The organism is Trinickia sp. EG282A (assembly GCF_040965455.1).
GTDB classification, from domain to species: Bacteria; Pseudomonadota; Gammaproteobacteria; order Burkholderiales; family Burkholderiaceae; genus Trinickia; species Trinickia symbiotica.
In genome coordinates, this window is record NZ_JBFRCC010000001.1 from 548,052 (window position 1) to 571,815 (window position 23,764).

Consider the following 23,764-nt stretch of genomic DNA (forward strand, 5'->3'; position numbering starts at 1 on the left):
TGAGATGAATGTAGCGCAGGCGGAACGCACAATTCTAGTGACGGGTACAAACGGGCAAGTCGGATTTGAACTTGCTCGAACGCTGCAGGGCTTGGGGCGAATTGTTGCCTTGGATCGGTCAGGGCTGGATTTGTCGAAACTCGATCAAGTTCGGTCCGTTGTGCGAGAAGTCAGGCCAGCATTAATCGTCAACCCGGCCGCCTATACGGCTGTGGATAAGGCGGAAACAGAGTTCGATCTCGCCATGCGGATCAACGGGGAGGCGCCGGGCGTACTTGCGGAAGAGGCGAAGAGACTCGACGCTGCGTTGATCCATTACTCGACTGACTATGTGTTCGATGGGCAGAAGCCAAGTCCATACCTAGAGGAAGATCCGACGGATCCGCAGAACGCGTATGGCAAGAGCAAACTTGCAGGGGAAACGGCGATAGAAGCTGTCGGGGGCAAGTACTTGGTATTCCGAACAAGTTGGGTATATGGTGCGCGCGGCAAGAACTTCCTGCTCACAATGCTTCGATTGGGCAGGGAACGACCTGAACTGAAGGTAGTAGCCGACCAGTTTGGCGCGCCGACCTGGAGCAACACGATTGCTGCGCTGACGGCACATATTCTTGCGCAGTCCCAGATCGCAAACGACGAAAGGCAATGGTGGGGCGAGCGCTCGGGCGTCTACCACATGACTGCAAGCGATTCGACTTCATGGCATGGCTTTGCGTCTTCTATTTTCGCTTTGGCGAAACTGCAGTCGCGCCCGAATGTCTTGCCGATTCCTGCGTCGGATTATCCAACGCCCGCGAAGCGACCGGTGAACTCTCGTATGTCGAATGATAAGCTGGTCAACGTATTCGGGCTGCGGCCGCCGCGCTGGGACGATGCGCTGAAGCTGTGCCTCGAGCAGTGTTGAGCGGTGGCAATGGCGCATCGAAGACCGGATGCGTCGTAGTTTTTTATAGGCCTGACAGCGCATGTGTAGAGCGCGCTAATCGACTCGCGCGCATCCATCCGGTCGTCGTCGTCGATAACACTGAACAGCGAACGACGCCGGATTTCCTGGGGTTGTCGCCCGACATCATGTACCTGCCCATCGGGGAAAACGTGGGTATAGCAGCGGCGTTGAACCGGGGGATTGAGTATCTGATCAAGCAAGGCATGTCCAATGCGCTGCTATTTGATCAGGACAGTGAACCATCTAAAACGTTGTTGACCGAGCTTCCCGAGCTGATGACCGGGCGGACTGCGGGCGGCGAGCGCGTGGCGGTTATTGGGCCGGCGTATGACGACGTTCGGCTCGGCGGCGTCGCTCCATTCGTGCGGTTCCGTTATTTGAAGCTCGAACGCGTTCCGCCTGAGGGCAAGCAACTCATCGACACCGACTTTCTCATCACCTCCGGTTCGTGTATCAATCTTCAGTGCTGGCGGGAAGTCGGCCCGATGGACGAATCGCTGTTCATCGACTTCGTCGATCTTGAATGGTGCGTCAGGGCTCGCAACAAGGGGTTTCGCGTTCTTGGGGTGCCTTGGCTGACGCTCGCGCACGAGTTGGGCGAGGCCCCCGTCAAGGTGCTTGGGCGCACTTATCCAATGCACAGCGCGATCCGTCATTACTATCTTTTTCGCAACGCGGTGGCACTGATGCTGCGTCGCGAGATCCCCTGCACCTGGAAGTCGACGGAATTAGTCAAGATGCCCGGGCGCCTCCTGATCTACGCACTCCTCCCTGAGAATGGCGGTTCTCACTTGAGGATGGCGATTAAGGGGCTTTACCACGCGATTGTTGGCCGCATGGGGCGCTTATAGCCAGGGGGAAAGGCGACGCGCTATGCCAAGGGCGATTACTCGAGCATCCCGATTCGCGGCGGGAAGCTGAGGGCAAATGACCCCCGTGTGCTGTCGAGCGTGAGGTTCGGGTTATACGCCGGATCGCGCGCTATCAGATCCGGCCACCGGGCTTGCATTCGCTCCACCTCCCCAACGAAGCGCTGATATTTGCCCGGATCCATATCGGACCCACGCGAAGCGGACTCGTGGTGATAGAGTTCCGCGAATGGCGTCCATGCGTTGCGATAGCCAGCCCGCAGAACCTTTATGCAGAAATCGACGTCGTTGAAAGCGACCGCCAGTTCTTCATCGAGTCCGCCTACTTCTTCGTAGATGGTCTTGCGGATAACGAGACAGGCGGCGGTCACGGCCGACAAGTTTTGCGTCGAAATTGCACGCGCGAAGTAACCGGTTTGCCAGCGGTGCGAGCCATGATGAATGTGTCCTGCGACACCACCGAGACCGAGGACGACCCCGCCGTGTTGAAGCTTCTCGTCAGGATACCAAAGGCGCGCCCCGACTGCACCCGTACCCGGTTGAGACGCCAGGCTGACGAGCTCTTCGAGCCAGTCCGGCGTAATGACCTCAATGTCGTTGTTCAGTAGGCAGATGAACTCGCCGGCCGCATGCTCGACGGCTCGGTTGTTGAGCACCGAAAAGTTGAAAGGGGAGTCGTCTCGCAATATCCGAACGCCTTCGTCCGCGACGGCTGAGAAATAATCGAGCGTCGGCTGCTCGGTGCTGCCGTTGTCAACGACGATGATTTCATAGTTCGGGTAGGTACTCTTGCTGCGCACGCTTTCGATGCACTGTCGAAGCAGCTCGACTCTGTCTCTTGTTGGAATGATGATCGATACCTCTGGCGCGGGAGCGGGCACTGCAAAGCGCACACGCAAATGGCCACTATCGTCTTCAGCTGTGGCCCGAACCCCCGTGCGCGAGAGGTGCTCCTGAACCGCCCGCAGCCGCGCCTGCCGTGCATAAGGCTTCTCACTACCACTTTGGGCTGTGCTGCCGGCCATGATGCGCCAGTGATACAACACGTGAGGAATGTGGACGACGCTTTGGTCGCTAGCGATTTCCACACATCGAAAGATCAGGTCGTGGTCCTGACTTCCTTCAAACCCCTTCCGGAACCCACCGACTTGACGCAATAGGGCGGTATCAAAGACGCCCAGATGTGAAAACATGTTCTGCGACAGGGAGAGGAGCGGATTCCAATCGGGCTTGAAATACGGGTCGGTGCGTTGCCCGTCGAGCGTGATTTTGTCCTCGTCGCTATAAAAGAGCCGTCCGCGGGGGTGCCTGTTGATGTAAGCCGCCACCACAAAAAGCGCGTGTTCCGGCAAGACGTCGTCGTGATCCAGCAGCGCAACGTATTCGCCGCGAGCAAGTTCGAGTGCCGTGTTGCTGGCTTCCGAGATGTGCCCGTTCGTCGTTCGCACCACGAATCGGATCCGCGGATCCGCGGCTGCAGCCTCAGCGAGCACTTCGGCGACCCGTGGGTCCGGCGATGCGTCATCGGCAATGCAGAGTTCCCAGTTCGTGTAAAGCTGGGCGCGAACAGATGCGATCATCTCGCGCAACAGCCGCTCGTCGCTGTTGTAAGTCGGTACGACAATCGAGATCAGCGGTTTACGCGCAAAGGCCGCGATTTGCTGGCGAATTTCTGCTCGTTTGCCGTCGTCTAAAGAATCATATTGTTCTATCCAATTCTGGTATTGCTTGACTGACGGCAGTCCGTCTGCACGAAGCAGCCGGCCCTTGATGCCGCTCATACCCTCGCTGCGTACTATTGCGACAAAGTGTCTGACGAGACCGCGCACTCCGCCTCGCGTACGGACTCCACGATCGACGGCGCCTGCAATGCGGGCGGCGAGATGCGATGCTTTCTGGGCGCGGCCCGCAACCGCGCGCAGGGGGGCAGTAACGCGCCAGCATGTCGAGTTGCGCAGAGACTCCAGTTCATGGAGCAAGTGGTCGTTTTGACGCTTCAGCGTTGATGCTTGCTCGACTATTCGGCGGGCGTTGGCAAGTTCATCTTCCAAGGCCGCGATGCGCTCTTGCGCGCGTTCGAGCTCTTCGTTGGGTTCCTGGCTGGGTGCGTCCAAATTGTCAAAGTCTCACGGTGAAGATGATGGCGAGGCTGGTAGTCAGGCCCTTGAGTTGCGGTGTCGTCCAGTCCGACCTAACCGCGATGTCTTTTGAGGTCGCGTCCCGACCCGGTACAATAGCGCGCCGTCCACCCTCCTGCGTGGGGCTGACCATACTGGATGCCGCTTGGCCCAGCCTTGCTCGACCCGATATTTTCCCATATTTTCGAACGTTGCCGAGATCATGCATTCGTTAGGGTTTCTTCATGCAAGTTAGCGTTTACCAACAAGTCAGTGGCAATACGAGGGCTGCAAGGGCAGCGAAGGACATCATCGAAGGTGTCAGCAACTACCCGATCTGGAGCACCTTTGCATGGCAGGACATTCGACAGCGCTACCGGCGCTCTGTCCTGGGCCCCTTCTGGATCACGATTACCATGCTGGTCACCATCGCTGGGATGGGGCCGCTCTACGGTGCTTTGTTCAAGATCGACTTGAACGAGTTCTTGCCCCATCTGGCACTGGGCATCATCGCTTGGGGGTTGGTATCGTCACTCATCCTCGATGGGTGCGCTTGCTTTACATCTGCTGAAGCAATAGTCCGCTCGATTCGTCTGCCGCTTACGTTGCATGTAATGCGCGGCCTGTGGCGTAATGTCGTCATGTTCGGCCATAACATCCTGGCGTACGTACCGATCATGCTGTTTCTGCGGATCGCCCCGCATTGGAGCTGGCTGCTGGCAATCCCTGGACTGCTGCTTGTGGCGCTTGCCGCGTTTCCAATGACGATTATCCTCGGGATTTTTTGCACGCGTTTTCGCGATATGCAACCCATCGTCGGTAGTATTGTCCAGTTGGCCTTCTTTCTGACGCCGATCATCTGGCAACCGGGCGCGCTTGGACGGCGGGCTTATCTGTTGAACCTGAACCCGCTATACCCGTTCGTCGAAATACTGCGCGGACCTATCCACGGAGGGGTGCCGCCGGCAAGCATTTATTTGACTGCCATCGGGATTACTGTCGCTTTGTACCTGATCGCCGCGCCGCTCTTCGTGCGGTTTCGCGCCCGCATCCCGTTCTGGATTTGATAGATGGCTTACTTATCACTGGACAAGTGCACATTGCACTTGCCTGTCTACGGCACAGGCAATAGATCCCTGAAACAAATGGTCCTGTCCGCTGCGACGGGCGGGCGTCTCGCTGCCGGCAGCCGCAATATCACCGTTGTTGAGGCCCTGCGCGATATCACCCTCGACATTCGTCCCGGCGATCGCGTCGGCCTCGTCGGGCATAACGGCGCGGGGAAAACGACATTGTTGCGTTTGCTGGCTGGCATCTATGAGCCGACGTTTGGAACGTTTAAATCCGAGGGCCGCGTTACGAGTCTGCTGGACGTTACGCTCGGTCTCGACTTCGAGGCGACCGGCTATGAAAACATCGTATTGCGGGGGCTGATCCTCGGCGCATCAAAAGCCCAATTGCGCGATCTCACGCCGTCGATCGCGGAGTTTTCGGAGCTTGGGGAATACCTGCACATGCCGGTTCGCACGTATTCGAGCGGCATGGTGCTGCGGCTTGCATTCTCCATTGCGACCAGCATCGAGACCGATATCCTCTTGATGGACGAATGGTTGAGCGTTGGTGACGCTTCGTTCGTCGAGAAGGCGGAGGCGCGGATGCAAGCGTTCGTTGGGCGCGCGAGCATCATGGTCGTAGCATCACACAATCCGAAAGTCATCGACGATCTGTGCAACGTCAAGCTGACGATGGAGCACGGGTCTATTTGTCAATTGGAGCGTTCAGAGAGACCCGCGGGAGCTGTGCAGGAAGGTGACATGATCCGATAGTTTGCTTTCTTGCATCCGCCTCATTCCACACTTTCACAAACCACAGCCTCGAGAACGAAATGACAGCGCAATTGCCGACGACGGGTGAACGCTTTCTACCGGAAGCGATGGCGGGAGAAATTGCGGTCGAACACCTTCACCGCTACCACGTCGCCGCCAAATTGGCTGCGGATCTCGACGTGCTTGATATCGCGTCGGGCGAGGGCTATGGGGCCGCGTTGCTCGCGAGCGTCGCGCGCTCGGTCATAGGTGTCGATATTGACGCAAACGCCGTTGAATTCGCGACTGAAAAGTACGCTGCGAGCGTCAACAATCTTCGTTTCGTCGTGGGCGAGTGCAGCCTGCTGCCTCTTTCAGATGCCAGTGTCGACCTCGTCGTCAGCTTCGAAACGATCGAGCATCATGATCAGCACGACGAGATGTTCGCAGAGATAAAACGAGTGTTGCGCCCTGGTGGTGTACTGGTGATGTCATCGCCAGATCGACATGAATACTCGGACGTACCTGGTTACGCCAACCCCTACCATGTGAAGGAGTTGTATCGGAAAGAGTTCGAAGCCCTCCTATCGCGAGCCTTCCGTTTTCATCGGCTATATGGTCAACGTGCACGCTACGCATCCACGCTATTTCCTATTGTTGGTGCGGAAGCCGGGCCGGTAATCATGACGAACTACTTGGTACGCGAAGAAGCAGCCGGCGAGCCGATAGTCGAAAGCCCCGGAGCGATTGCGGCGCGGTATTTGGTCGCTGTCGCCTCCGATCGCGATAACTTGCCTTCGCTTGCCGTTGGGACCTTTGCTTCGCTGTCCGAAGAACACCGAATTGCCCACGTCGATGCTGAACTACAGTCTGCGCGGACCGACGCTGCACTGCTGCGCCAGCAGGCGACTGGCTGGCAGAATCGAAACCGACAGGCTGCTGAAGAAGCATCTCGGTTGCGCAACGAATTACAAGAATGGCGTAAGCACGCGCAGGCGCTCGAAGACCGCGTCGCCGGTCAAGAAATGGCCCTTCGCGAATTGGCGGAACGTCACGTCCGACAGTTAAAGGATGCTCACGCACTCGGCGTCAAGCAGCTTGCGGATAGCGAAAGTGACGAGTTGGCCCGCCTGCGCGCGACGCTTGTTGAGCGAGATGCCCAGTTGCAGACAATCGTACGTTCGTTGTCATGGCGCGTTACCCGCCCCTTGCGTGTTGGGCGACGAATCGCAGCGAAGCTCAAGGGACATCGCGGTTTGGGCGAAAGAAGTCGCAAGCCTGGGCCGCAGGAGCCGCGTGTCACGGACGATTTCGACGAGCAGTACTACCTGAAGCGGTACACGGACGTTGCGGATTCAGGGATCGATCCCTACCATCATTTCGTGACATTTGGTCGACCGGAGGGGAGATCCGGCAAACCGCCGAAGTTGCTTCTGCGCCAGACAACCGGTACCCAGCATGAAGCCAAACAGAAATCGGTGCTCGTCGTTTGTCATGAGGCGACGCGAACCGGTGCACCGATCCTAGCTTGGAACATTTGTCGCGAATTGCGCGGCCAATACCAGGTGGTGGCTTTGTTGCTGGGCGGCGGGCCGCTAGTCCGCATGTTCGACGAGGTCTGCGATGCTGTCGCAGGGCCTTATTCGCCTATGGACCGGAGCGCGTTAGCCCTGGCGGGTGTTGTTGGCGAACTCTGTCAACGATTTAAGTTCGAATTTGCCATCGTCAATAGTATAGTTTCGAGGGCGGTCCTCCAGCCGTTGGCTGAGCAATCGGTTCCGTCGGTGCTGCTCATACACGAGTTTTTCAAATTTCATTGCTCTCGCGACGAACTTGTCGACGCGCTGGCGTGGGCCGGGCAGACAGTGTTTTCTGCGCAGATCGTGCGACAAGGCGCCAACATAGAGCGCACGCGCCCCGCCGCGGCGCGTGCGTATATTTTGCCCCAAGGGAAGTCGCTCATACCCGCCGATTCGACGCTTGAGTCTGATAAACGAGGCAGCAATCGCTCTACGGCGACTGTCGACGTAATCGAACGCAAGTTGATGAACGGCCGATCAGTTAAGCCTTTTGTGGTACTTGGAGCCGGCACAATCGAGTACCGTAAGGGGGTCGATCTATTTATCGCCGCTGCGGCCGAAATCCGACGCATAGCCCCCAAAGCCGATATCCTGATGATTTGGGTAGGGCGGATCGTCGAGGGGTACAGGCAGTACGCAGACTTTGTCGCAACGCAAGTCGAGCAGATCGAACTTGGCGATCGCATCTTGTTCATTGACGAGACACCCGACCTGGAGGCGCTCTATCGTCTCGCAGACGTCTGTTTCATTTCCTCAAGGTTGGATCCGCTCCCGAACATCGCGCTCGATGCTATGACCGCGGGCCTTCCAGTGCTGTCGTTCGAGCGCGCGACTGGCGTTGCGGAAAACCTGAAAGGAGATCCGTTGCTCGAGCAATGCATTCTTCCCTTCATGAACGTGGAAGAGGCAGCGCGTCGAATTGTTGCACTCTATAACGAGCCGGGTCGCCGACAAGAACTATCGAACCGAACATTGGCGCTCGCCAATGAGCGATTTGAAATGTCACACTATGCCGCCAGTCTGGCGAATCTCGCGGCCCTTGGGCAGAGGCTCGTCAAGCGGGCGCGCAAGGATGAAGAGCGACTGATCAATGGGGACGAATTCGCAGAGTGGTTTTTCCTCCCTCCGGGCTCGCGCAAGAGCCGCCAAGAAGCGATTCGTGAATTTGTGAAGGCTGCCCAGAGCGGCATCTATGTGCGTAAACCAGCGCCGGGTTTTTATCCGCATCTGTACGCTGTCAGTCACGATCTAGGGGCTGACGTCGCTAATCCGTTCGTCCAGTTCATCGAGGCAGGGCGACCGAGTGGCGTTTGGCAAGAGCCGCTTCTCGACGTTTCGCAGCCGGCGGGCGCGCTATCAAGTGGCTTGCGAATCGGCGTACATATCCATGCCTTTTATCCGGATCTGCTCGCCGACATCGTGCGGCGACTGTCTATGAACCAACTGCAGGCGGATTTGCTCGTCAGCGCACCTTCGTCCGCCACCGCTGAAGATTGCCGTCGTCTGCTGGACCCTTACTCCTTGGGTTCAGCAACGATTCATGTAGTTCCGAACAAAGGACGCGATATCGGTCCGTTTGTGACCGAGTTTGGCGACGCGTTACAGCAGTACGACATAGTTGGACACTTCCACACTAAAAAGAGCGTACACGTCGATCCTAACTCGCGACTGGTTGCCGACTGGGTTAACCATCTCATGGAGACGTTACTTGGCGGAGAACATTGCGCTGGCCGTTCAATTGTGTCGGCATTCGCCGATGATCCGGGACTCGGTCTCGTCTTTGCGGACGATCCTCATCTTATTGGTTGGGACCTGAATTTGCCATTCGCTGAGCCGATGGGCGAACGGCTCGGCTTGTCCGCGCTCCCTAACCAGTTCTTTCCGTTCCCGGTCGGTACGATGTTCTGGGCAAGGCCGGCCGCGCTGAAGCCGTTATTCGAATTGGGCCTGGCGTGGGAGGATTATCCGGTTGAACCCCTTCCAATTGACGGTTCTATGCTACACGCTCTTGAGCGGTTGTTACCGAGCATCGTTGAGCAAACAGGCTACGGCAGGCGATTGACGTTTGCACCGGGCATTTCACGTTGAAGAGCGCAACCATGAGCAATACATCAATCGTCGATGTCGGCGCGCGAAAGGTGGTGGTCCTCGGCGGACGAGGGTTTCTCGGCACCCACTTAGTCAACGCACTCGCTCAGAGCGGTGCGGCGATCACCGTTTTTGATCGTCCTGTCGCGCGCCACGATGCAGCCGAGCGCGACGACACATTCAGTTTGCAAGATATCCATCCGCTGAGCAATGTCGAGATTGTCAGCGGAGACTTCTCGACGGGCGAGGGACTGGCGCGAGCGCTGCGCGGCGCGGAACTCGTGTATCACCTGATTAGCACAACGGTGCCGAGCACTTCCAATGCCGATCCGATTGGGGATGTCGAAGGCAACCTGATCGGTACACTGCGGCTGCTGGAGTTGATGAAGGCGGCGGAAGTGCACCGCATCGTCTACGTCTCGTCAGGCGGTACCGTGTACGGTAACCCCACTGTACTGCCAGTGCCGGAAACTCACCCGCTTGCTCCTTTATGTTCCTACGGTGTCGTCAAGATCGCGGTGGAACATTACCTACAGATGCACGCATCGCTCTTTGGGCTTGTAGCGAACATATTGCGGGTTTCGAATCCATTCGGCACGTTTCAGCATCACATAGGCGTGCAAGGTGTCATTCCGACCTTCTTTCGGAGAATGCTGGATGAAAATCCTATCGAGATATGGGGCGATGGCTCAGTGGTACGGGATTACATTCATGTCAGCGACGTTGTGGCAGCGCTGCTTCGAGCCGGTGCGCGCCAAGAGTCGGGCACATTCAATATCGGCAGCGGTGTCGGGCACAGTCTGAACGCCATACTCGACGTGGTACAGCGACTCGTTGGACGCACCCCCGATGTCCGGTATCTGCCGCATCGAAGCTTCGATGTCCAGAAGATATACCTGGACATCTCCAAGGCACGGAGGGAATTGAGCTGGCAACCATCATTGTCGCTAGAGGCGGGCTGCACTCTCTATTGGGATGAAGTCAAACGGTCAGCGGCGTCGTCGAAAAAAGCAACCACGGGGTCTCGCCGATGAGCGACATGGCGCCGATCGAAGGCCGCTCCTTCTATCCGTCGATAGAGGCCCTGTCGGCCGAAATCGCTCAGTTGTTCGATCGAAGGGATATCGACGCCGCGTTGCTATGTATTCAGGCATTCGTCCAGGCTGTGATTCTCGATAGGCGGGCATCTGCCCGAGTATTTGCTAGCTCAGAGCTAGATACTTGGTGCCAACGGATCGGTGCGTATGTTCTCGCGCGCGGTGACTTGCGATCGACCGCGAATGATTCTGAGCGCGCAGACTGCGTGATACTTGCGACTGAAGCGTATCGCACGGGGGGGCATACCGCGGTAATCGAAGACCTCCTCGGGACGGGCCGGCTTGGGGCGCGCGTGGTGGTAATGCTCACTGACGCGCTCCATCAAGCAGATAGGTCGGTTATCGAAGAACGTTTCGGAACCGCGGCGAAGGGCGAAATCAGTCCCCGCGGAGGACTTGCAGACAAGCTCTCTTGGACGATTACGCGGTTGCAAGCTTTGCGTCCTCGCCGAATACTCTTGCTGAACCATCACCATGATCCCGTCGCGATCGCAGCCGCATTGCCTGGTCTTGCAGAAGAGATCGTTTTCTATCATCACGCAGATCATCAACTTTGCCTAGGCGTTACGCTTAAGCATACGCTGCATGTCGATCCGCATCCAATGGGTTTCCACAACTGCCGAGATGCATTGGGGATCGACGAAAACGTCTATTGGCCTTTGGTTGTCGGCGATCAGGGCTGGGTACCCGCTCGAGATCGCGAAAGCAATCCTGATGGTCTACGAACGTGCTCTTCCGGTTCCGGCAACAAGTTCGAATATCCGTACAAGTACCAGTACGCAGAATTATTGCCGCGCGTCCTGTCGATTACTGGTGGGACGCATTTCCATATCGGACAGCTTTCCGATGATGCAATCGAACGTATCCATACGGGACTCGATTCCATTGGAGTTGATCGAAGTCGCTTTGTCTACGTTCCCTGGGTGCGTAGTGTCTGGACCACGCTACGAGATTTGAATATCGATTTGTACATTGCTTCGTTCCCACTTGGCGGAGGGCGGGCAGCGATAGAAGCCATGGGTGCAGGAGTGCCGATTGTCATCCACGATTCCTACATTTCTCCGTTCTTTGGTGGGAAGGCTCTGTTTTATCCTGGGGCATTTGCATGGCGGCATCCAGAGGAGTTGTTCGCGCATCTTTTCGGCATGAGCCGCGAGGATCTATTTCGGGAAAGCGAAGCTGCGCGGAGGCACTATGACGCGTACCACACGCCTGCCATGCTCGCTAGCTATATTGATGCAGGCCGTTTGGCACAACGTGTTCCTGCCGTGACCAAGCATATCGGCGATCCGATGCAGGAATTTCTGGATGATGTCCACTACGCGTCGAATGACCACATCACCGCGCAGCAACTTGCGCCTATTTTTGATAGTAAGCGCCGCTTGGCCGAGGACATCGTCCGAGAGAAAAGGGTGCGTGACTCCTGCATTGATGCTCTTCAGTTGGCGCTTGAAGCGGAGCTCTTTGCGATGATGGGAACAGACCGAAGATAACTGATGTCCGCGAGCGCCGGCGTATCCTTATGGGGTCAATCGCATCGGCTATTAGGAGGCTGGCGTTGCCGTTCCGGAAGGTCGCATCGATGCTAGGGCTGGGCTAGGGGAGACTTACCATGAAGTGGCAGAAATTGGGCCTTGTCTATACACCGTCGGGTTTGGGTGAGTGGGCCGTCCACACCGCGACACTGCCGACGCCTGTGCTGCACGCCTCGGGCGCAATCCGAGTGTTCGTTTCGTTCTGCGACGCAAATGGCATTGCACGCCCAGGCTACGTCGACGTCGACCCGGATCGACCAACGCGAGTCCTGCGAGTATCGCCTCGACCACTCCTTGATATCGGGCAGCCGGGCACCTTTGATGACAACGGCGCCGTCGTCTGCAGCGTCGTACACCTCGGGGGTGACACTTACTACATGTACTATGTCGGCTTCGAACAGTGCGTAAAGGTGCGATACCGGCTCTTTACAGGCCTCGCGATCAGTACAGACGGTGGAGAGACATTTCGGAAGTACAAGTCCACGCCGATTCTTGATCGAACACCTTGGGAACTCTATTTCCGATGCGGACCGTTTGTCCTCTACGACAACTCGACGTTTCGTATGTGGTACATCGCTGGCTCGCAATGGACGCCGATCGATGGAAAAAGCGTGCCTGTCTACACGCTCAAGTACCTGGAATCCGCTGATGGGTTGAGGTGGGGTGATCAAGGCATTGCTAGCATGGATATCGCCGATGAGGATGAGCACGGATTCGGGCGCCCGTGGGTAAAGCTGGGCCGCGATGGCGCTTATGAACTGTTTTATTCCATTCGACGTCGATCTGTGGGCGCATACAGGCTGGGTTACGCTCGATCGCGAGACGGACTGCGCTGGGAGCGCGATGACGCTCATATGGGACTCGACGTTAGCCCGGATTCGTTCGATTCGGAAGCGATCGAGTATTCTGCCGTTATAGACATTCGCGGTCGCACATACTGCTTCTACAACGGGAACGCGTTCGGGCGTGATGGCTTTGCGGTTGCCGAACTCGCGGACAGCTGATCGATCAAGAGATTCAGATGGCTAATGACAACGACAAGTACGCGCGCTTTGCGCGTCTCGGGTTCGACGATTTTCGTGCGCTCGCAACAGATGCTTCACTTACCCCCAATGAGCGCGTAGGTTTTCCCGAAAGTTATCGGGCGAACAAGGAAGGAGCGATTCTGGCGGATCTGCTAGGGAAGTTGCCGGCGCTTCGTGAAAAAGGGCGAACTATCATCGACATCGGCCCAGGTTGTGGCGACTTGGCGCGGCTTATGCTCTCTCACTGCGAAAGTCTTGCGCATCATCTGGTACTGATCGATTCGGAAGAAATGTTGGCGCAACTCCCCGATGCGGCGCACGCGCGAAAGGTAGCCGCGTATTACCCGCAGTGCCCGGAGATTTTTGAAGACTATCGGGCCGCTGCGGATGCGATTGTTGTCTACTCTGTTTATCAATACGTGTTTGCCGAAGGCAATGCTTGGAACTTTCTCGATCGTTCATTGACATTGCTTGCTCCCGGCGGTCGATTACTCATTGGTGATATTCCGAACATCAGCCGCCGCAAGCGCTTCTTTGCCAGCGACACGGGCGTACGCTTCCATCAGGCGTTCACCGGTACGGACGAAATTCCGGAGGTCCGCTTTAATGAGCTCGAGCCATCGCAAATAGACGATTCGGTGGTCCTTGCTATCGTTGCGCGTGCGCGTGCCGCAGGCTTTGACGCATATATCGTGCCGCAGGCGGACGATTTGCCTATGGCAAATCGTCGCGAAGATGTGCTCATCGTTCGGCCCTGAGGAAATCATGGAAAAGACACGTAAGCTGATCATCATCGGCGATTCGGCGTTTGCGGAGATCGCCTACGAATACTTTACGTACGATTCGGTGTATGAGGTCGTAGGATTCTCCGTTGAGAAGGCTTTCCTTAAACGGGATCATTGCTGCGGGCTTCCAATCATTCCGTTTGAGGAGTTAGAAGCTTACTTTTCTCCGTCAGAGCACGAGTTTTTTGCCGCAATCACCTACGCTCAACTGAACCGACTGCGTGCGCGCCTTTACCGCGCAGCAAAAGCCCGTGGCTACAAACCCGCCTCATATGTGAGCAGCCGTGCGTTTGTGTGGCGGAATGCGGAGATTGGTGAACACTGCTTCATCTTCGAGAGCAACGTCGTTCAGCCATTCGTCAAGATAGGCGACAATGTGGTCCTATGGAGCGGTAACCACATCGGTCACCATTCTAACATCGGGGACAACTGCTTTATTTCGTCGCATGTTGTTGTCTCTGGTTTTGTGAATATGGGTGCAAACTGCTTTGTCGGCGTCAACACGACCTTCGCGAATAACATTTCGATCGGGCAGGATTGCTTATTCGGAGCAGGCTCGCTGGTAGCGCGAGACGTGCCTGAAGACAAGGTGATGAAAGCCGAAGCGGGGGAGCCATCGGGTAGCGCGCGTAGATTCAACCGGATCAGGGAATAACGTTGAGTATTGTTGAACTTCGTCGATACGAGGGTATTTGCAGATGCATGTGACTCGCTACGCAGTTGAGCATCGCGATCGGTGGGATGCGTTCGTGCGCGAATCAAAAAACGGGACATTCTTGCTCAATCGCGGATACATGGATTATCACAGTGATCGATTTGTCGATCATTCTCTGTTGTTCCAGAACGAAAAAGGTCGGCTTGTTGCCATTCTGCCGGCCAACGAGCGAGATGGCGTATTGCAGAGCCATGGCGGGCTTACTTACGGAGGGGTAATTAGCGATCAGTCGATGACAACCCCCGCGATGCTGCAGGTGTTCGGAGCGCTGGTTTCTTACCTGCATGCAAATCGGATCAAGTCATTGCTCTACAAGACGATCCCGTATGTCTATCATCATTTCCCGGCGGACGAGGATCGCTATGCACTTTTCCGCATCGGGGCCCGCCTTCGCCGGCGCGATGTCCTTTCGGTCGTTTGTACGTCTGCACGATTGCCAATGCAGAAGCGGCGTTTGCGGAAAGTTGCCCTAGGGCAAAAGCTCGGTCTTGCCATAGAGGAATCGCAAGAGTTTGCGGCCTTCTGGACGGTACTGGAGGCGAACTTGTTGGCTACTCATGGGGTCACGCCTGTGCATTCGCTTTCGGAGATCACTCTACTAAAGAGTCGCTTTCCCGAGTCGATCCGCTTGCACGTATGCAAGGAAAACGGCCAAGTGGTGGCCGGGGTTGTGATGTTTAATTCGTCGCATGTCGCACATGTTCAGTACATATCGTCGAGTGAGCGAGGCCGCGAAATAGGGGCGCTCGACTTGTTGTTCTCCACTCTCATGGACAACGACTACGCGGTGCTGCCGTACTTTGACTTCGGGATCTCGAACGAAGACGAGGGCAGAAGACTGAACGTCGGCTTGGTCGAGCAGAAAGAAGGTTTTGGAGCTCGGGCCGTGGTGCATGATCACTATGAGCTGGACGTCCCTTTGTGATCTTGCACGCACGTGCATTGGAAGCATTAGCCTGCTGCTGGAAGGACCTCTAGAAGCACATCGCAGACACGATCGACTTGCTGCAACGTGAGATGCGGTCCCATCGGCAAGCTCATCACCTCATCGCTTAGCTTTTCGGCCACCGGGCACTCCCTGCGCGCAGCCATTGCATTTTGATATGCGCCCGTTCGCGCCGGGGGAGTCGGGTAATGAATTTGCGCGCCAATGGCCGCCTTCGCAAGGGCGTCCATGATTCGGACGCGTTGTTTCACTCTCACCACGAAAAGATGCCAGACAGGTTCTGCGCAGGCGATCACCTCAGGCAGTACAAGCCGAGCGTCGGTCAGGCGAGAGAGGTATCGCTCCGCCACTGTCGCGCGTCGAGTATTCCACTCATCGAGCATCGGTAGCTTAGCTCTGAGGAAGGCTGCTTGCAGTTCGTCCAGGCGCGTGTTGAACCCCTGACGCTCATGAACATACTTACGCTTAGAGCCGTAATTGGATAGTTCGCGCACGCGCTCTGCTACTGCATCGTCATTCGTGACGATGGCGCCACCATCACCCAGAGCGCCAAGGTTCTTTCCCGGATAAAAGCTAAAAGCAGCGGCGTCGCCGAGCGTTCCCGTGCGCGATCCCGCGTATCGGGCACCGTGGGCTTGCGCTGCGTCTTCGATCACTTTGAGGCCGTATCGCTTGGCCACCGCAATTATCGGCTCCATGTCTGCGGGCTGGCCGTACAAATGGACCGGAATGATCGCCTTGGTCCTCGACGTCACGGCGGCGCCAATAAGCTCTGGATTGAGGTTATGAGTCCGCTCTAGCGGCTCCACCGGGACAGGGGTCGCTCCCGCATGAGTCACGGCGAGCCATGTGGCAATAAATGTGTTCGACGGCACCAGCACCTCATCGCCGGGGCCAATCTCTAGCGCACGAAGGATCAAGTGAAGTGCGTCGAGACCGTTACCGACGCCGATGCAATGCGTGGCGCCACAATACGCTGCGAACTCCCGCTCGAATGATGAAAGCTCATTCCCTAGGATGAACCAACCGGACTGCATTACTCGAGCGTATGCCGCGTCGAGCGAATTTTTTAATTCGCTGTTCGCTGCAACAATGTCTAGGAAAGGGACGGGTATCGTCATGTGCCCCTCCTGGTCGCATCGAGAAAGTCGTCGTAGCTCCTGTAGTAATCGCCTTCCTCGTAAGGCATCGATGCCAGGGCAATGCAGACAGCATTCGACGAAAACGCATCGATTTCGCGCCAGATCATGCGCGGCACATAGAGCCCCTCAGACGGATCGCTTAGGTGGAATGTACGACGTTCGGTTCCGTCGTCGACGTGCACGTCAAAGCTGCCAGAGACTGCGATCAGGACCTGTTGCAATTCTTTATGGCTATGGCCGGCTCTCGATGCCCCTTCCGCGATTTGATAGAGATAGTAGACTCTCTTGATTTCAAAGGGGATATCGCGATTGTTCTCGATCGGGGTAAGCGCCCCGCGAGGGTCTTCAATCTTGCGGAACTGCAGTAAGACACATTGGGCTATGCTGGTCATTGGCATTGACTCGTTGCGGGTACCGGTTCAGTAGTTTTGACGGTTTCACGGCTAGGAATACGAAAGGCTAATTGCCTCTCGGCACCGCGTAAAGCATCAAGTCTTCTCCGCCGCTGCCATGGCAGCGTAGAAAGAGATCGTATCCGGCGTCTAGGCTGGAAATGATCGATGCTGCTTCGAGCAAATCATCGGGCCGGTGGTAAACGCTGATTCCGAGGAAGACTCTTTTATGTCCCAGATATTCGCTGCACGCATCTAGCGCCGGTATCTCAGCTCCCTCGATATCGAGCTTGAAGTAGGCGGGTCCAGGAATGTCAAGATCGGATAGTAGGACAGTTTGCACCTTAGTTGCCGCGTGGGCATCCAATGAAGATCCGACTGACCCGAGCGCATTAAAGCCCATCGTGCCGCGCGTGGAGGAGATAGCGCTCTGGTGGACGATCGTTCTGCCGGAAAGTCCGAGCGCCTCGAGACGTTGTTTTGCCCGGGCGGCATTGGCAGGGTCTGGTTCGATCAATACTATCTGCTTAAAACGCCCATTGGACATGTGAGCGAATTCTTCCGCCGTGTCACCGTCAAACGCGCCTGCGTCCACGTATGTCACATCATCTGGTAGACGCTGAATCAAAAAATGCACATCGTGACGAGGCGTAACGATCAGCTTTTCAAAGTCGCCGGACATGCGAAAGTCAAGATGTGCTTCGAGAGTTTGACGAGACAAATCGTCGGCAAACTGAGCGCTGAGCCGGTCGTATCTCTCCCGCTTTCGTTCCAAGACATCTCGCCGCTCCAAGAACAGAAAGGGCAGCGCTTCTACCGCTTCATTCAGGATGAGATCAGTGAACGGCCGGCAGTCCAACTGGTGAAAAGACGCCACGATTTCCGACTTCTTCCGCGCAAACGAAAAGCCGGGTTGATAGATGGTCACATGTAGGCGCGCAACTTCGCGGCTCGCCCGCTCGGCGAATTCTTTTAAGGTGACGACCTGGTGCCCGTCAATCAGTGCGCCTTGCTTTTCTGGGGTATCGTCCACAAACACAAAGGGCAATTTCAAACATTGTCCGATCCGCCGGCCTAGCGTGCCTGCCCCATATAAACCGATAAGCATGGTGGTCGCTTCCTCGCTGTTAGCATTAAAAAATTTGCTGCGCAGCCGGCAGATCAACCCTTGCGACGATTGCGCCAATCGTTGACGTCGCGCGCAGGGGACCATCGATATCCCAAGTATTTGCGGGTTAACGGATCTTCAGGCGGCGCGTAGTCTCGGTTAGCGAGCGCGGAGGGCAGGTCGATCTGTTGGGCCATGAACGGCAGTCCGATGACATGGTTAACGGCACGTCGCACAGTATTTGTGGTATTGATTCCCGCTCGGTGATAGAGCATTGCGTCAAGGATAAGGTATGAGCCCGCAGGAACGGTGACTTGCTTTTCGAACTTAGACACAAACGACGCCGGCGGATACGCTTCGACGTGCTGAGTCGCCGGCAGCACGAAGGTCGCGCCGTTGTCATTGGTAAATGGATCTATACAGAGGAGAGCGTTGACCGCAAGAGTCTTTGAGCTTGTCCAGTGCTGGTAGTTTAGGTCGCGGTGCCACTTCGCTTGATAATTTTCGCGCTCGGGCCGGTTAATGATACCGTTTTGCATTAGCAGTACGAACTCCGGTCCGAGTGCTCGCTTCGCAAAATCCATCAACGGTGCCGCGGTTGCTACCGAGAGGAAGTCCTGATCGTATGCTAACAAACAGCGGGCGATGTCGGCATCGTTCATTGCCCTGAGTATCTCTTCGCCCCCGGCCTCACGGACTTGTACTTCGTACACATGGTCCAGCTTCGACTTGAGCCGATCTAGAAAATCGACGGGGAGCTTACTATCAAGGACGGTGTACCCATTGATCCGTAGCTCGGCGACGGCCTCGTCAATCGCGTCTGCAGCCGCCATTCGGTCGATGACTCCATATGTCTGCGCTTCTGAGGGATACATAAAAGGGGCGTTGTTTTCTTTTTGCACGGTGGTACTCGACAGTAGGAATTCCGATGAAAGTGGCACCGAGCTACGGCGCTATAAAACGTGCGCAAAACACAAGTCGACGTCGCGCTCCGATACTTCGAAATCCCAAATAGTCCAGAGCCAATGAGGCCGAGGGCGCGGATAACTGGACCCGGTTATCATCCAGGACTCTTGACCAAGTGCGGCGGAGATACTCGTAAAGGTGTGGCATGTTATGCTCGCCGAAGATAGTGAGATGATCTTCGCCGCGCGTGGCGCAAAAAGGGCGTTCGTCAGCGCTGCTCCGCCTGGGCCTGCAATGATTTCGGCATCTGAAAACAATTCTACTTGCTGTTCAATAGACATATTGCCGGTGTCAACAATGGCAAAACCGGCTTTTTTGAACTTCGCCATGATCGAGCGCTCGTTGAGGATCGACCGTTCAACAGCCTTGCGCCGCGCTAAGTAAATGCGTTTGCCCCGACGAGGACTTGCGTTGTCACTCTGCGGTGCCAGTCGGTTACGCATAAATCGGACGGCTTCGGGATGTGCAACCATGTCTCGCGATAGGCAGGAGGGAACAATGAGCTTGTCAAAGGCCAAGGGCTCTGAGAAATCGACTGCGCGCAGCCGAGAGTGGTCGATGCCAAGCCTGTGGAGCAACGGAATCTGCCAGGTTGCGATTTGCGTATCGATCAAAATCGGCGCGTTTTCATATTGCTTATCTGCAAGGAGAAGGCTCAATCGCGGCAGATCGTCCAGCAGCCAGTGATAATAGTTTTTGTTATGCCCGATGTAGATGCAGCCGGGCTCGTCATATTTTAATGCCTTTCGACACGCTATCAGAGCGCGGTCGTCGCGTATCGCGCGAACGGCCGGAATAAATAACGGAATATGACATGGTTTCATGTGAACGGAGTCTGTCACCAAATACTGCTTGTTGGCTAGAATCAATCCATGAAGCGGGAAAATCTCGGCGTGCTCATATTCGGTGATATAGCAGGGCGAGAATTGCAATTTGCTTTCTACGGGAGTAATTTCGCCGTTGCGGACTACATTTGCGTGGATGTGGGCGGTCGAAGGGGGCGTCTTCTCTTCATAGCGCACGCCCGGATTCCCTCGAAGGTCGCATGCTTTTCGCAATGCGACATCGGCTACTCGCCACCAACCGTGCCATGCTTCCAGTGCAGCCGAATACAGCGTGACTCCTTCGGTCGGATTGATCAGATACTTCTTTATCGCACGGCTGAACCGCTCTTCGTAAGTCGTCGGGCTTCGCAGGAAGCATTCTTGATCGGCGTCGGCCGCCTGGCGCCATCGTTCTGCTCGCATGTTGGTATAAGCAAGGAGCCACCAACCGTCTGGGTTTTCCGCATCGACCCGGACCGCGCACTCGAGCACTGCGATAGCTTCCGCAAACGTCCGGCCTTGCCATAGCCCGCCCTCTCGGGGTTTGTTCAGTGCCCTGATGCCGACGACCATACCTTCGGAATCGTACCTACCGAATTCATATGCCCAAACCGACTGGAGCGCGAGGAGGTCGCCAAGGCCGCGCAGAGCTATAGCACGCACCGATACGTTCTCGGCTAGCCAGCGATACAGGAATTCCGCGTCGTGCAAGAATCCTTGCAGCTTCAGCACATTCGCCAAATATAACCATGAGCAGAGGAAAGGCGACCCCGCCACCGCTGCTCTGTGCGGTACCGTCTGCTGAGCACGTCGGTAGTGCTGACACACGTGTACTTGCCGATCTATCTCGACGCTCGACCCAATACCAGCCTTGAATCGTCGAAGCGACACCAGGAAGAACTTGCCGACCGCTAGTCGGTGCTCCGACTGGCATAAGTTCGGCACTCGCGAGCGGCGTATCGCGTGCGCTGCTAGGAGAGATGCAAACAACAGCAGTCGGAAAGAAGGGTCGTTGCAGACGCGTTTTGCTAACGCTCTCAGTCGCAGCGGAATCGCGGGCCAACGGACGGTCGACGCGTGACTACTTTTCGGTATCGAGTGCATGATCTCGCTTGAACGGTCCTCGTGGTGCGCTGACATTGTACCGGGAGTGTTTTACGAAGTCTTACGGGGCGCTATCCGCTTGAAGACATAGGCGGACGCGACCGTCGCTCGCCGGCGGACTGCTGAGCGCTTTACGCTGCGCTAGCGCAAAATCAGGGGCGGAAGTGAGTACGGGGGGTTGCAGCGGGGGCAACGCCCAATGCTGCGATGGAGGCGCGGCCGAACGCTTGGCCGCTTTTCGGGACAGGCGTCGGCACGTCACTGGAAGCGCGGATGATGGGTAATGACCGTAATGACCGACGATTCGCTCCGCAATTCCGTCCGGATATTCCTTGTTATTTCCGAAAAAGGATGCCCGTTGGAGGCCGCATCCGCCAGTCCATGGCAATTTCGACCGAGAGACCGGAGCCCAACCGGCGGGCGGGGCACCACGGCCGGGAATTCGATCATTCGCCGTGGCGCAGTAGCTGATACCGTGTCAGAATATGCGATTCGTTCTGCAGAGAGCAGTAAGTTCTTATGTTTTCGATCGTTTCGGTGTAACTGCGCATGCGCGGGTCTGAGTCTCAACCAACAAATGGCGTCCGGCGACCAGTTTTGATAACGGTAGCGCTATATTAACTTGACATTTGGATAAAAAGGGTATGCTTTTATACAAGCGACGAGCGGATCGTAGTAATGCGTTGCTGCAACACTCGCCATTTGTGCCTCTTTTTGTAGGCGGTGCCCCTAGGTCGGGGACGACAATTCTTCATGCACTGATTTGCACTAGTGAGAAAACGAATGATTTTATTGCCGAGTGCAGCTACTTTACCGCGTTCCTGCAACCCCTGGCGACGGGCCTGAACGTTTTCGATGTCCACACAAGACACTACTTCTCGAGCCGGGAAGAACTGATAGCCCATCACGGCGATGTCCTTCGAAACGAGCTGAAGCGTATTTGGGACCGCACCGGGAAGCCGGAGGTGCTGGCGCTGAAAGATCCGATGCTGACTCAGTTCTTTGCCATCGCTGCTAATGCCCTTCCTGAAGCTCGCTTCGTCCTATCGGTCCGCGATCCGCGTGACACGATTTTGTCTCGAATTGAGGTTGCGCAACGACAGACTCCAGGCCGGCAGATCGAGCGAACAATGGTTGCAGAGTTTTGCTCGGAGTACGTGCGGTTGTACCGATCCGTGGTCGACAACCGAGCATGCTTCGGCGACCGACTTTGCATCGTTAAATATGAAGACCTGGTGGTCGGCAAAGCCGACGGATTGCTACGAGATTTCGGATGCGGAACGATCCGGGACGACAAGGTTCGAACCAAGGAGAGTACTCCGCAAATGTTTATAGCAGACGAATGGTCCACTGACCTCCACGGCAAGCGGCCATCGGCGAGCTCAGTGGCTCGATTTAAGACGAGTCTGCAGCCCGAGGTGCAGGAACTGATCTTACGCGAATGTGGTGACGTCGCCCGGCAGCTCGGCATCGACTGTTAGCATTTGCCTTGTGCTGATCCGCTGCGGGGCTAGAGCGATTTCTTGCATGACCAGCGGGGAGGTCGAATACCTTTGACTGGCACTGAAGTTTGGCGGTAGTCGAAGACCTGGAGTCGCCACATCAAGCAGCCCGCTCTGCAATGAAGCCGACACGTTACATCTCCTCTATACTTCACTGCTAGTCCGGGCCCGGTGACGCATCGATTGCGGCGGCGTCTCCTTCGCGCCCGGCTCGGCTCATGGAGCCGGCCGCACCGATCACACTGTGCTGGAACCGATCAGAAACTATGTCAGAAGCTGATAAATCCTGCGAGCTTTCGATTGTCGTCCCTGTGTATCGCAGCGCCACCATTCTGCCGCTACTGGTACAAAAGATCGACGAGGAAATGGTCAAGGCAGGTCTTGTGGGTCGTGTTGAACTGTTGCTAGTCAATGATTCGAGCCCGGACAACAGTTGGCAGGTGATCTCAAGTCTCGCCAGGGAGTTCAACTTTGTGAAGGGAATTTCACTGCGCCGAAATTTCGGCCAGCACAACGCGACCATGGCAGGCTTGAATCACGCAATCGGCGAGATCGTTGTAGTGATGGACGACGACCTGCAACACCCTCCTGAAGCGATCGGAGAGATGATTGCAGCTTTACGCGCAGGTTACGACGTCTGCTACACCAACTATCGGAATAGGCAACACGCTGCATGGAAGAAGGCAGGTAGCAAATTCAATGATTGGGTAGCAACCCGCCTGCTCGACAAACCCAAAGGTTTGTATCTTTCTTCGTTCAAGGCGTTGCGCAAGGAAGTGGTTGATGAGGTCGTCAAATACGATGGACCTTACGCCTATCTGGATGGTTTGATCCTGGACGTTACCCGATCGATAACGACTGTGGCCATCCATCACCAGGCGCGTCATGACGGCAAAGGAAACTACAACCTGTCGCGCTCGCTTTCGCTGTGGTTGAAGATGGCCACCAGCTTTTCGGTCTTTCCACTACGACTTGCCTCGATTGCGGGCTTCTCGCTAGCCTTGTTCAGTATGGTGATGATTTTGATAGTCATAGCGGCAAAGGTCCTCCATCCTGGCATCCAAGCCGGCTGGTCTTCACTCATTGCGACAATATTGTTTATAGGCGGGATCCAAACGACGTGCATCGGCCTGGTAGGGGAATATCTTGGCCGCACATATCTGAAGCTGAATCACAAGCCGCAATTTGTGGTCGCCCAACGAACCTGGGCCGATTAGC

The 23,764-nt window shown here is 56.2% G+C and carries 19 protein-coding genes; 13 read left to right on the forward strand and 6 right to left on the reverse strand.

Annotated features, from left to right (window positions below):
• Positions 1–4 precede the first annotated feature (4 nt).
• Entirely contained in the window at positions 5–904 is a 900-nt protein-coding gene (rfbD, locus tag AB4Y31_RS02485; RefSeq protein WP_368672552.1) for a dTDP-4-dehydrorhamnose reductase, read from the forward strand.
• Positions 901–1,797 carry a glycosyltransferase family 2 protein gene (locus AB4Y31_RS02490; protein WP_368672553.1) on the forward strand — a complete coding sequence of 299 codons (897 nt, stop codon included), beginning with the start codon at positions 901–903 and terminating at the stop codon, positions 1,795–1,797. Before rfbD ends, AB4Y31_RS02490 begins: the two co-directional genes overlap by 4 nt.
• 35 nt (positions 1,798–1,832) lie before the next feature.
• On the opposite strand, the gene AB4Y31_RS02495 is transcribed toward AB4Y31_RS02490, so the two are convergent.
• Positions 1,833–3,929, reverse strand: a complete 2,097-nt coding sequence (locus tag AB4Y31_RS02495) for a glycosyltransferase (protein WP_368672554.1) — start codon at positions 3,927–3,929, stop codon at positions 1,833–1,835.
• Between the two features lie 248 nt (positions 3,930–4,177).
• Between AB4Y31_RS02495 and AB4Y31_RS02500 the strand changes: the two genes are divergently transcribed.
• From AB4Y31_RS02500 to AB4Y31_RS02540, 9 genes are all read left to right on the forward strand, one after another.
• Positions 4,178–4,999, forward strand: a complete 822-nt coding sequence (locus tag AB4Y31_RS02500) for an ABC transporter permease (RefSeq protein WP_368672555.1) — start codon at positions 4,178–4,180, stop codon at positions 4,997–4,999.
• Positions 5,000–5,038: 39 nt separating this feature from the next.
• Positions 5,039–5,758 (forward strand): ABC transporter ATP-binding protein, encoded by a 720-nt coding sequence (locus AB4Y31_RS02505; RefSeq protein ID WP_368672556.1) that lies wholly within the window; start codon positions 5,039–5,041, stop codon positions 5,756–5,758.
• 59 nt (positions 5,759–5,817) lie between these two features.
• Positions 5,818–9,405: a rhamnan synthesis F family protein gene (locus tag AB4Y31_RS02510; RefSeq protein WP_368672557.1), complete on the forward strand. Its 3,588-nt coding sequence runs from the start codon at positions 5,818–5,820 to the stop codon at positions 9,403–9,405.
• 11 nt (positions 9,406–9,416) lie between these two features.
• Positions 9,417–10,439: an NAD-dependent epimerase/dehydratase family protein gene (locus AB4Y31_RS02515; RefSeq protein WP_368672558.1), complete on the forward strand. Its 1,023-nt coding sequence runs from the start codon at positions 9,417–9,419 to the stop codon at positions 10,437–10,439.
• Positions 10,436–11,995, forward strand: a complete 1,560-nt coding sequence (locus tag AB4Y31_RS02520; RefSeq protein WP_368672559.1) for a hypothetical protein — start codon at positions 10,436–10,438, stop codon at positions 11,993–11,995. Before AB4Y31_RS02515 ends, AB4Y31_RS02520 begins: the two co-directional genes overlap by 4 nt.
• 119 nt (positions 11,996–12,114) lie before the next feature.
• The gene (locus AB4Y31_RS02525; RefSeq protein ID WP_368672560.1) at positions 12,115–13,041 is read left to right on the forward strand and encodes a hypothetical protein; all 927 of its coding nucleotides are present in this window, start codon (positions 12,115–12,117) and stop codon (positions 13,039–13,041) included.
• A gap of 17 nt (positions 13,042–13,058) precedes the next feature.
• Positions 13,059–13,820, forward strand: coding sequence for a class I SAM-dependent methyltransferase (locus AB4Y31_RS02530; RefSeq protein ID WP_368672561.1), 762 nt, complete (start codon positions 13,059–13,061; stop codon positions 13,818–13,820).
• A 7-nt stretch (positions 13,821–13,827) separates the two neighbouring features.
• Positions 13,828–14,502, forward strand: coding sequence for an acetyltransferase (locus AB4Y31_RS02535; RefSeq protein WP_368672562.1), 675 nt, complete (start codon positions 13,828–13,830; stop codon positions 14,500–14,502).
• A gap of 43 nt (positions 14,503–14,545) precedes the next feature.
• The gene (locus AB4Y31_RS02540) at positions 14,546–15,487 is read left to right on the forward strand and encodes a GNAT family N-acetyltransferase (RefSeq protein ID WP_368672563.1); all 942 of its coding nucleotides are present in this window, start codon (positions 14,546–14,548) and stop codon (positions 15,485–15,487) included.
• A gap of 26 nt (positions 15,488–15,513) precedes the next feature.
• On the opposite strand, the gene AB4Y31_RS02545 is transcribed toward AB4Y31_RS02540, so the two are convergent.
• The 5 genes from AB4Y31_RS02545 to AB4Y31_RS02565 form a co-directional block, all read right to left on the reverse strand.
• Positions 15,514–16,629, reverse strand: coding sequence for a DegT/DnrJ/EryC1/StrS family aminotransferase (locus AB4Y31_RS02545; protein WP_368672564.1), 1,116 nt, complete (start codon positions 16,627–16,629; stop codon positions 15,514–15,516).
• Positions 16,626–17,042: an FdtA/QdtA family cupin domain-containing protein gene (locus AB4Y31_RS02550; RefSeq protein ID WP_368672565.1), complete on the reverse strand. Its 417-nt coding sequence runs from the start codon at positions 17,040–17,042 to the stop codon at positions 16,626–16,628. Before AB4Y31_RS02550 ends, AB4Y31_RS02545 begins: the two co-directional genes overlap by 4 nt.
• A gap of 67 nt (positions 17,043–17,109) precedes the next feature.
• Positions 17,110–18,228: an FkbM family methyltransferase gene (locus tag AB4Y31_RS02555; RefSeq protein ID WP_368672566.1), complete on the reverse strand. Its 1,119-nt coding sequence runs from the start codon at positions 18,226–18,228 to the stop codon at positions 17,110–17,112.
• Positions 18,204–19,052 carry a phytanoyl-CoA dioxygenase family protein gene (locus AB4Y31_RS02560; RefSeq protein WP_368672567.1) on the reverse strand — a complete coding sequence of 283 codons (849 nt, stop codon included), beginning with the start codon at positions 19,050–19,052 and terminating at the stop codon, positions 18,204–18,206. Before AB4Y31_RS02560 ends, AB4Y31_RS02555 begins: the two co-directional genes overlap by 25 nt.
• 51 nt (positions 19,053–19,103) lie before the next feature.
• Complete coding sequence (locus AB4Y31_RS02565; RefSeq protein ID WP_368672568.1) at positions 19,104–20,672, reverse strand: glycosyltransferase 61 family protein; 1,569 nt, start codon at positions 20,670–20,672, stop codon at positions 19,104–19,106.
• Positions 20,673–21,688: 1,016 nt separating this feature from the next.
• Here AB4Y31_RS02565 and AB4Y31_RS02570 point away from each other — a divergent pair.
• Together AB4Y31_RS02570 and AB4Y31_RS02575 are read left to right on the forward strand one after the other, a co-directional pair.
• Positions 21,689–22,525, forward strand: coding sequence for a sulfotransferase (locus AB4Y31_RS02570; protein WP_368672569.1), 837 nt, complete (start codon positions 21,689–21,691; stop codon positions 22,523–22,525).
• Between the two features lie 287 nt (positions 22,526–22,812).
• On the forward strand, positions 22,813–23,763 hold the full coding sequence (locus tag AB4Y31_RS02575; RefSeq protein WP_368672570.1) for a glycosyltransferase family 2 protein: 951 nt from the start codon (positions 22,813–22,815) through the stop codon (positions 23,761–23,763).
• Position 23,764 lies beyond the last annotated feature (1 nt).

Bases quoted from the DNA above. Each gene is read 5' to 3' on its own strand.
- rfbD (WP_368672552.1), top strand. From the start codon at position 5: ATGAATGTAGCGCAGGCGGAACGCACAATTCTAGTGACGGGTACAAAC.
- AB4Y31_RS02500 (WP_368672555.1), top strand. From the start codon at position 4,178: ATGCAAGTTAGCGTTTACCAACAAGTCAGTGGCAATACGAGGGCTGCA.
- AB4Y31_RS02510 (WP_368672557.1), top strand. From the start codon at position 5,818: ATGACAGCGCAATTGCCGACGACGGGTGAACGCTTTCTACCGGAAGCG.
- AB4Y31_RS02515 (WP_368672558.1), top strand. From the start codon at position 9,417: ATGAGCAATACATCAATCGTCGATGTCGGCGCGCGAAAGGTGGTGGTC.
- AB4Y31_RS02520 (WP_368672559.1), top strand. From the start codon at position 10,436: ATGAGCGACATGGCGCCGATCGAAGGCCGCTCCTTCTATCCGTCGATA.
- AB4Y31_RS02525 (WP_368672560.1), top strand. From the start codon at position 12,115: ATGAAGTGGCAGAAATTGGGCCTTGTCTATACACCGTCGGGTTTGGGT.
- AB4Y31_RS02530 (WP_368672561.1), top strand. From the start codon at position 13,059: ATGGCTAATGACAACGACAAGTACGCGCGCTTTGCGCGTCTCGGGTTC.
- AB4Y31_RS02535 (WP_368672562.1), top strand. From the start codon at position 13,828: ATGGAAAAGACACGTAAGCTGATCATCATCGGCGATTCGGCGTTTGCG.
- AB4Y31_RS02540 (WP_368672563.1), top strand. From the start codon at position 14,546: ATGCATGTGACTCGCTACGCAGTTGAGCATCGCGATCGGTGGGATGCG.
- AB4Y31_RS02545 (WP_368672564.1), bottom strand. From the start codon at position 16,629: ATGACGATACCCGTCCCTTTCCTAGACATTGTTGCAGCGAACAGCGAA.
- AB4Y31_RS02550 (WP_368672565.1), bottom strand. From the start codon at position 17,042: ATGACCAGCATAGCCCAATGTGTCTTACTGCAGTTCCGCAAGATTGAA.
- AB4Y31_RS02570 (WP_368672569.1), top strand. From the start codon at position 21,689: ATGCTTTTATACAAGCGACGAGCGGATCGTAGTAATGCGTTGCTGCAA.
- AB4Y31_RS02575 (WP_368672570.1), top strand. From the start codon at position 22,813: ATGTCAGAAGCTGATAAATCCTGCGAGCTTTCGATTGTCGTCCCTGTG.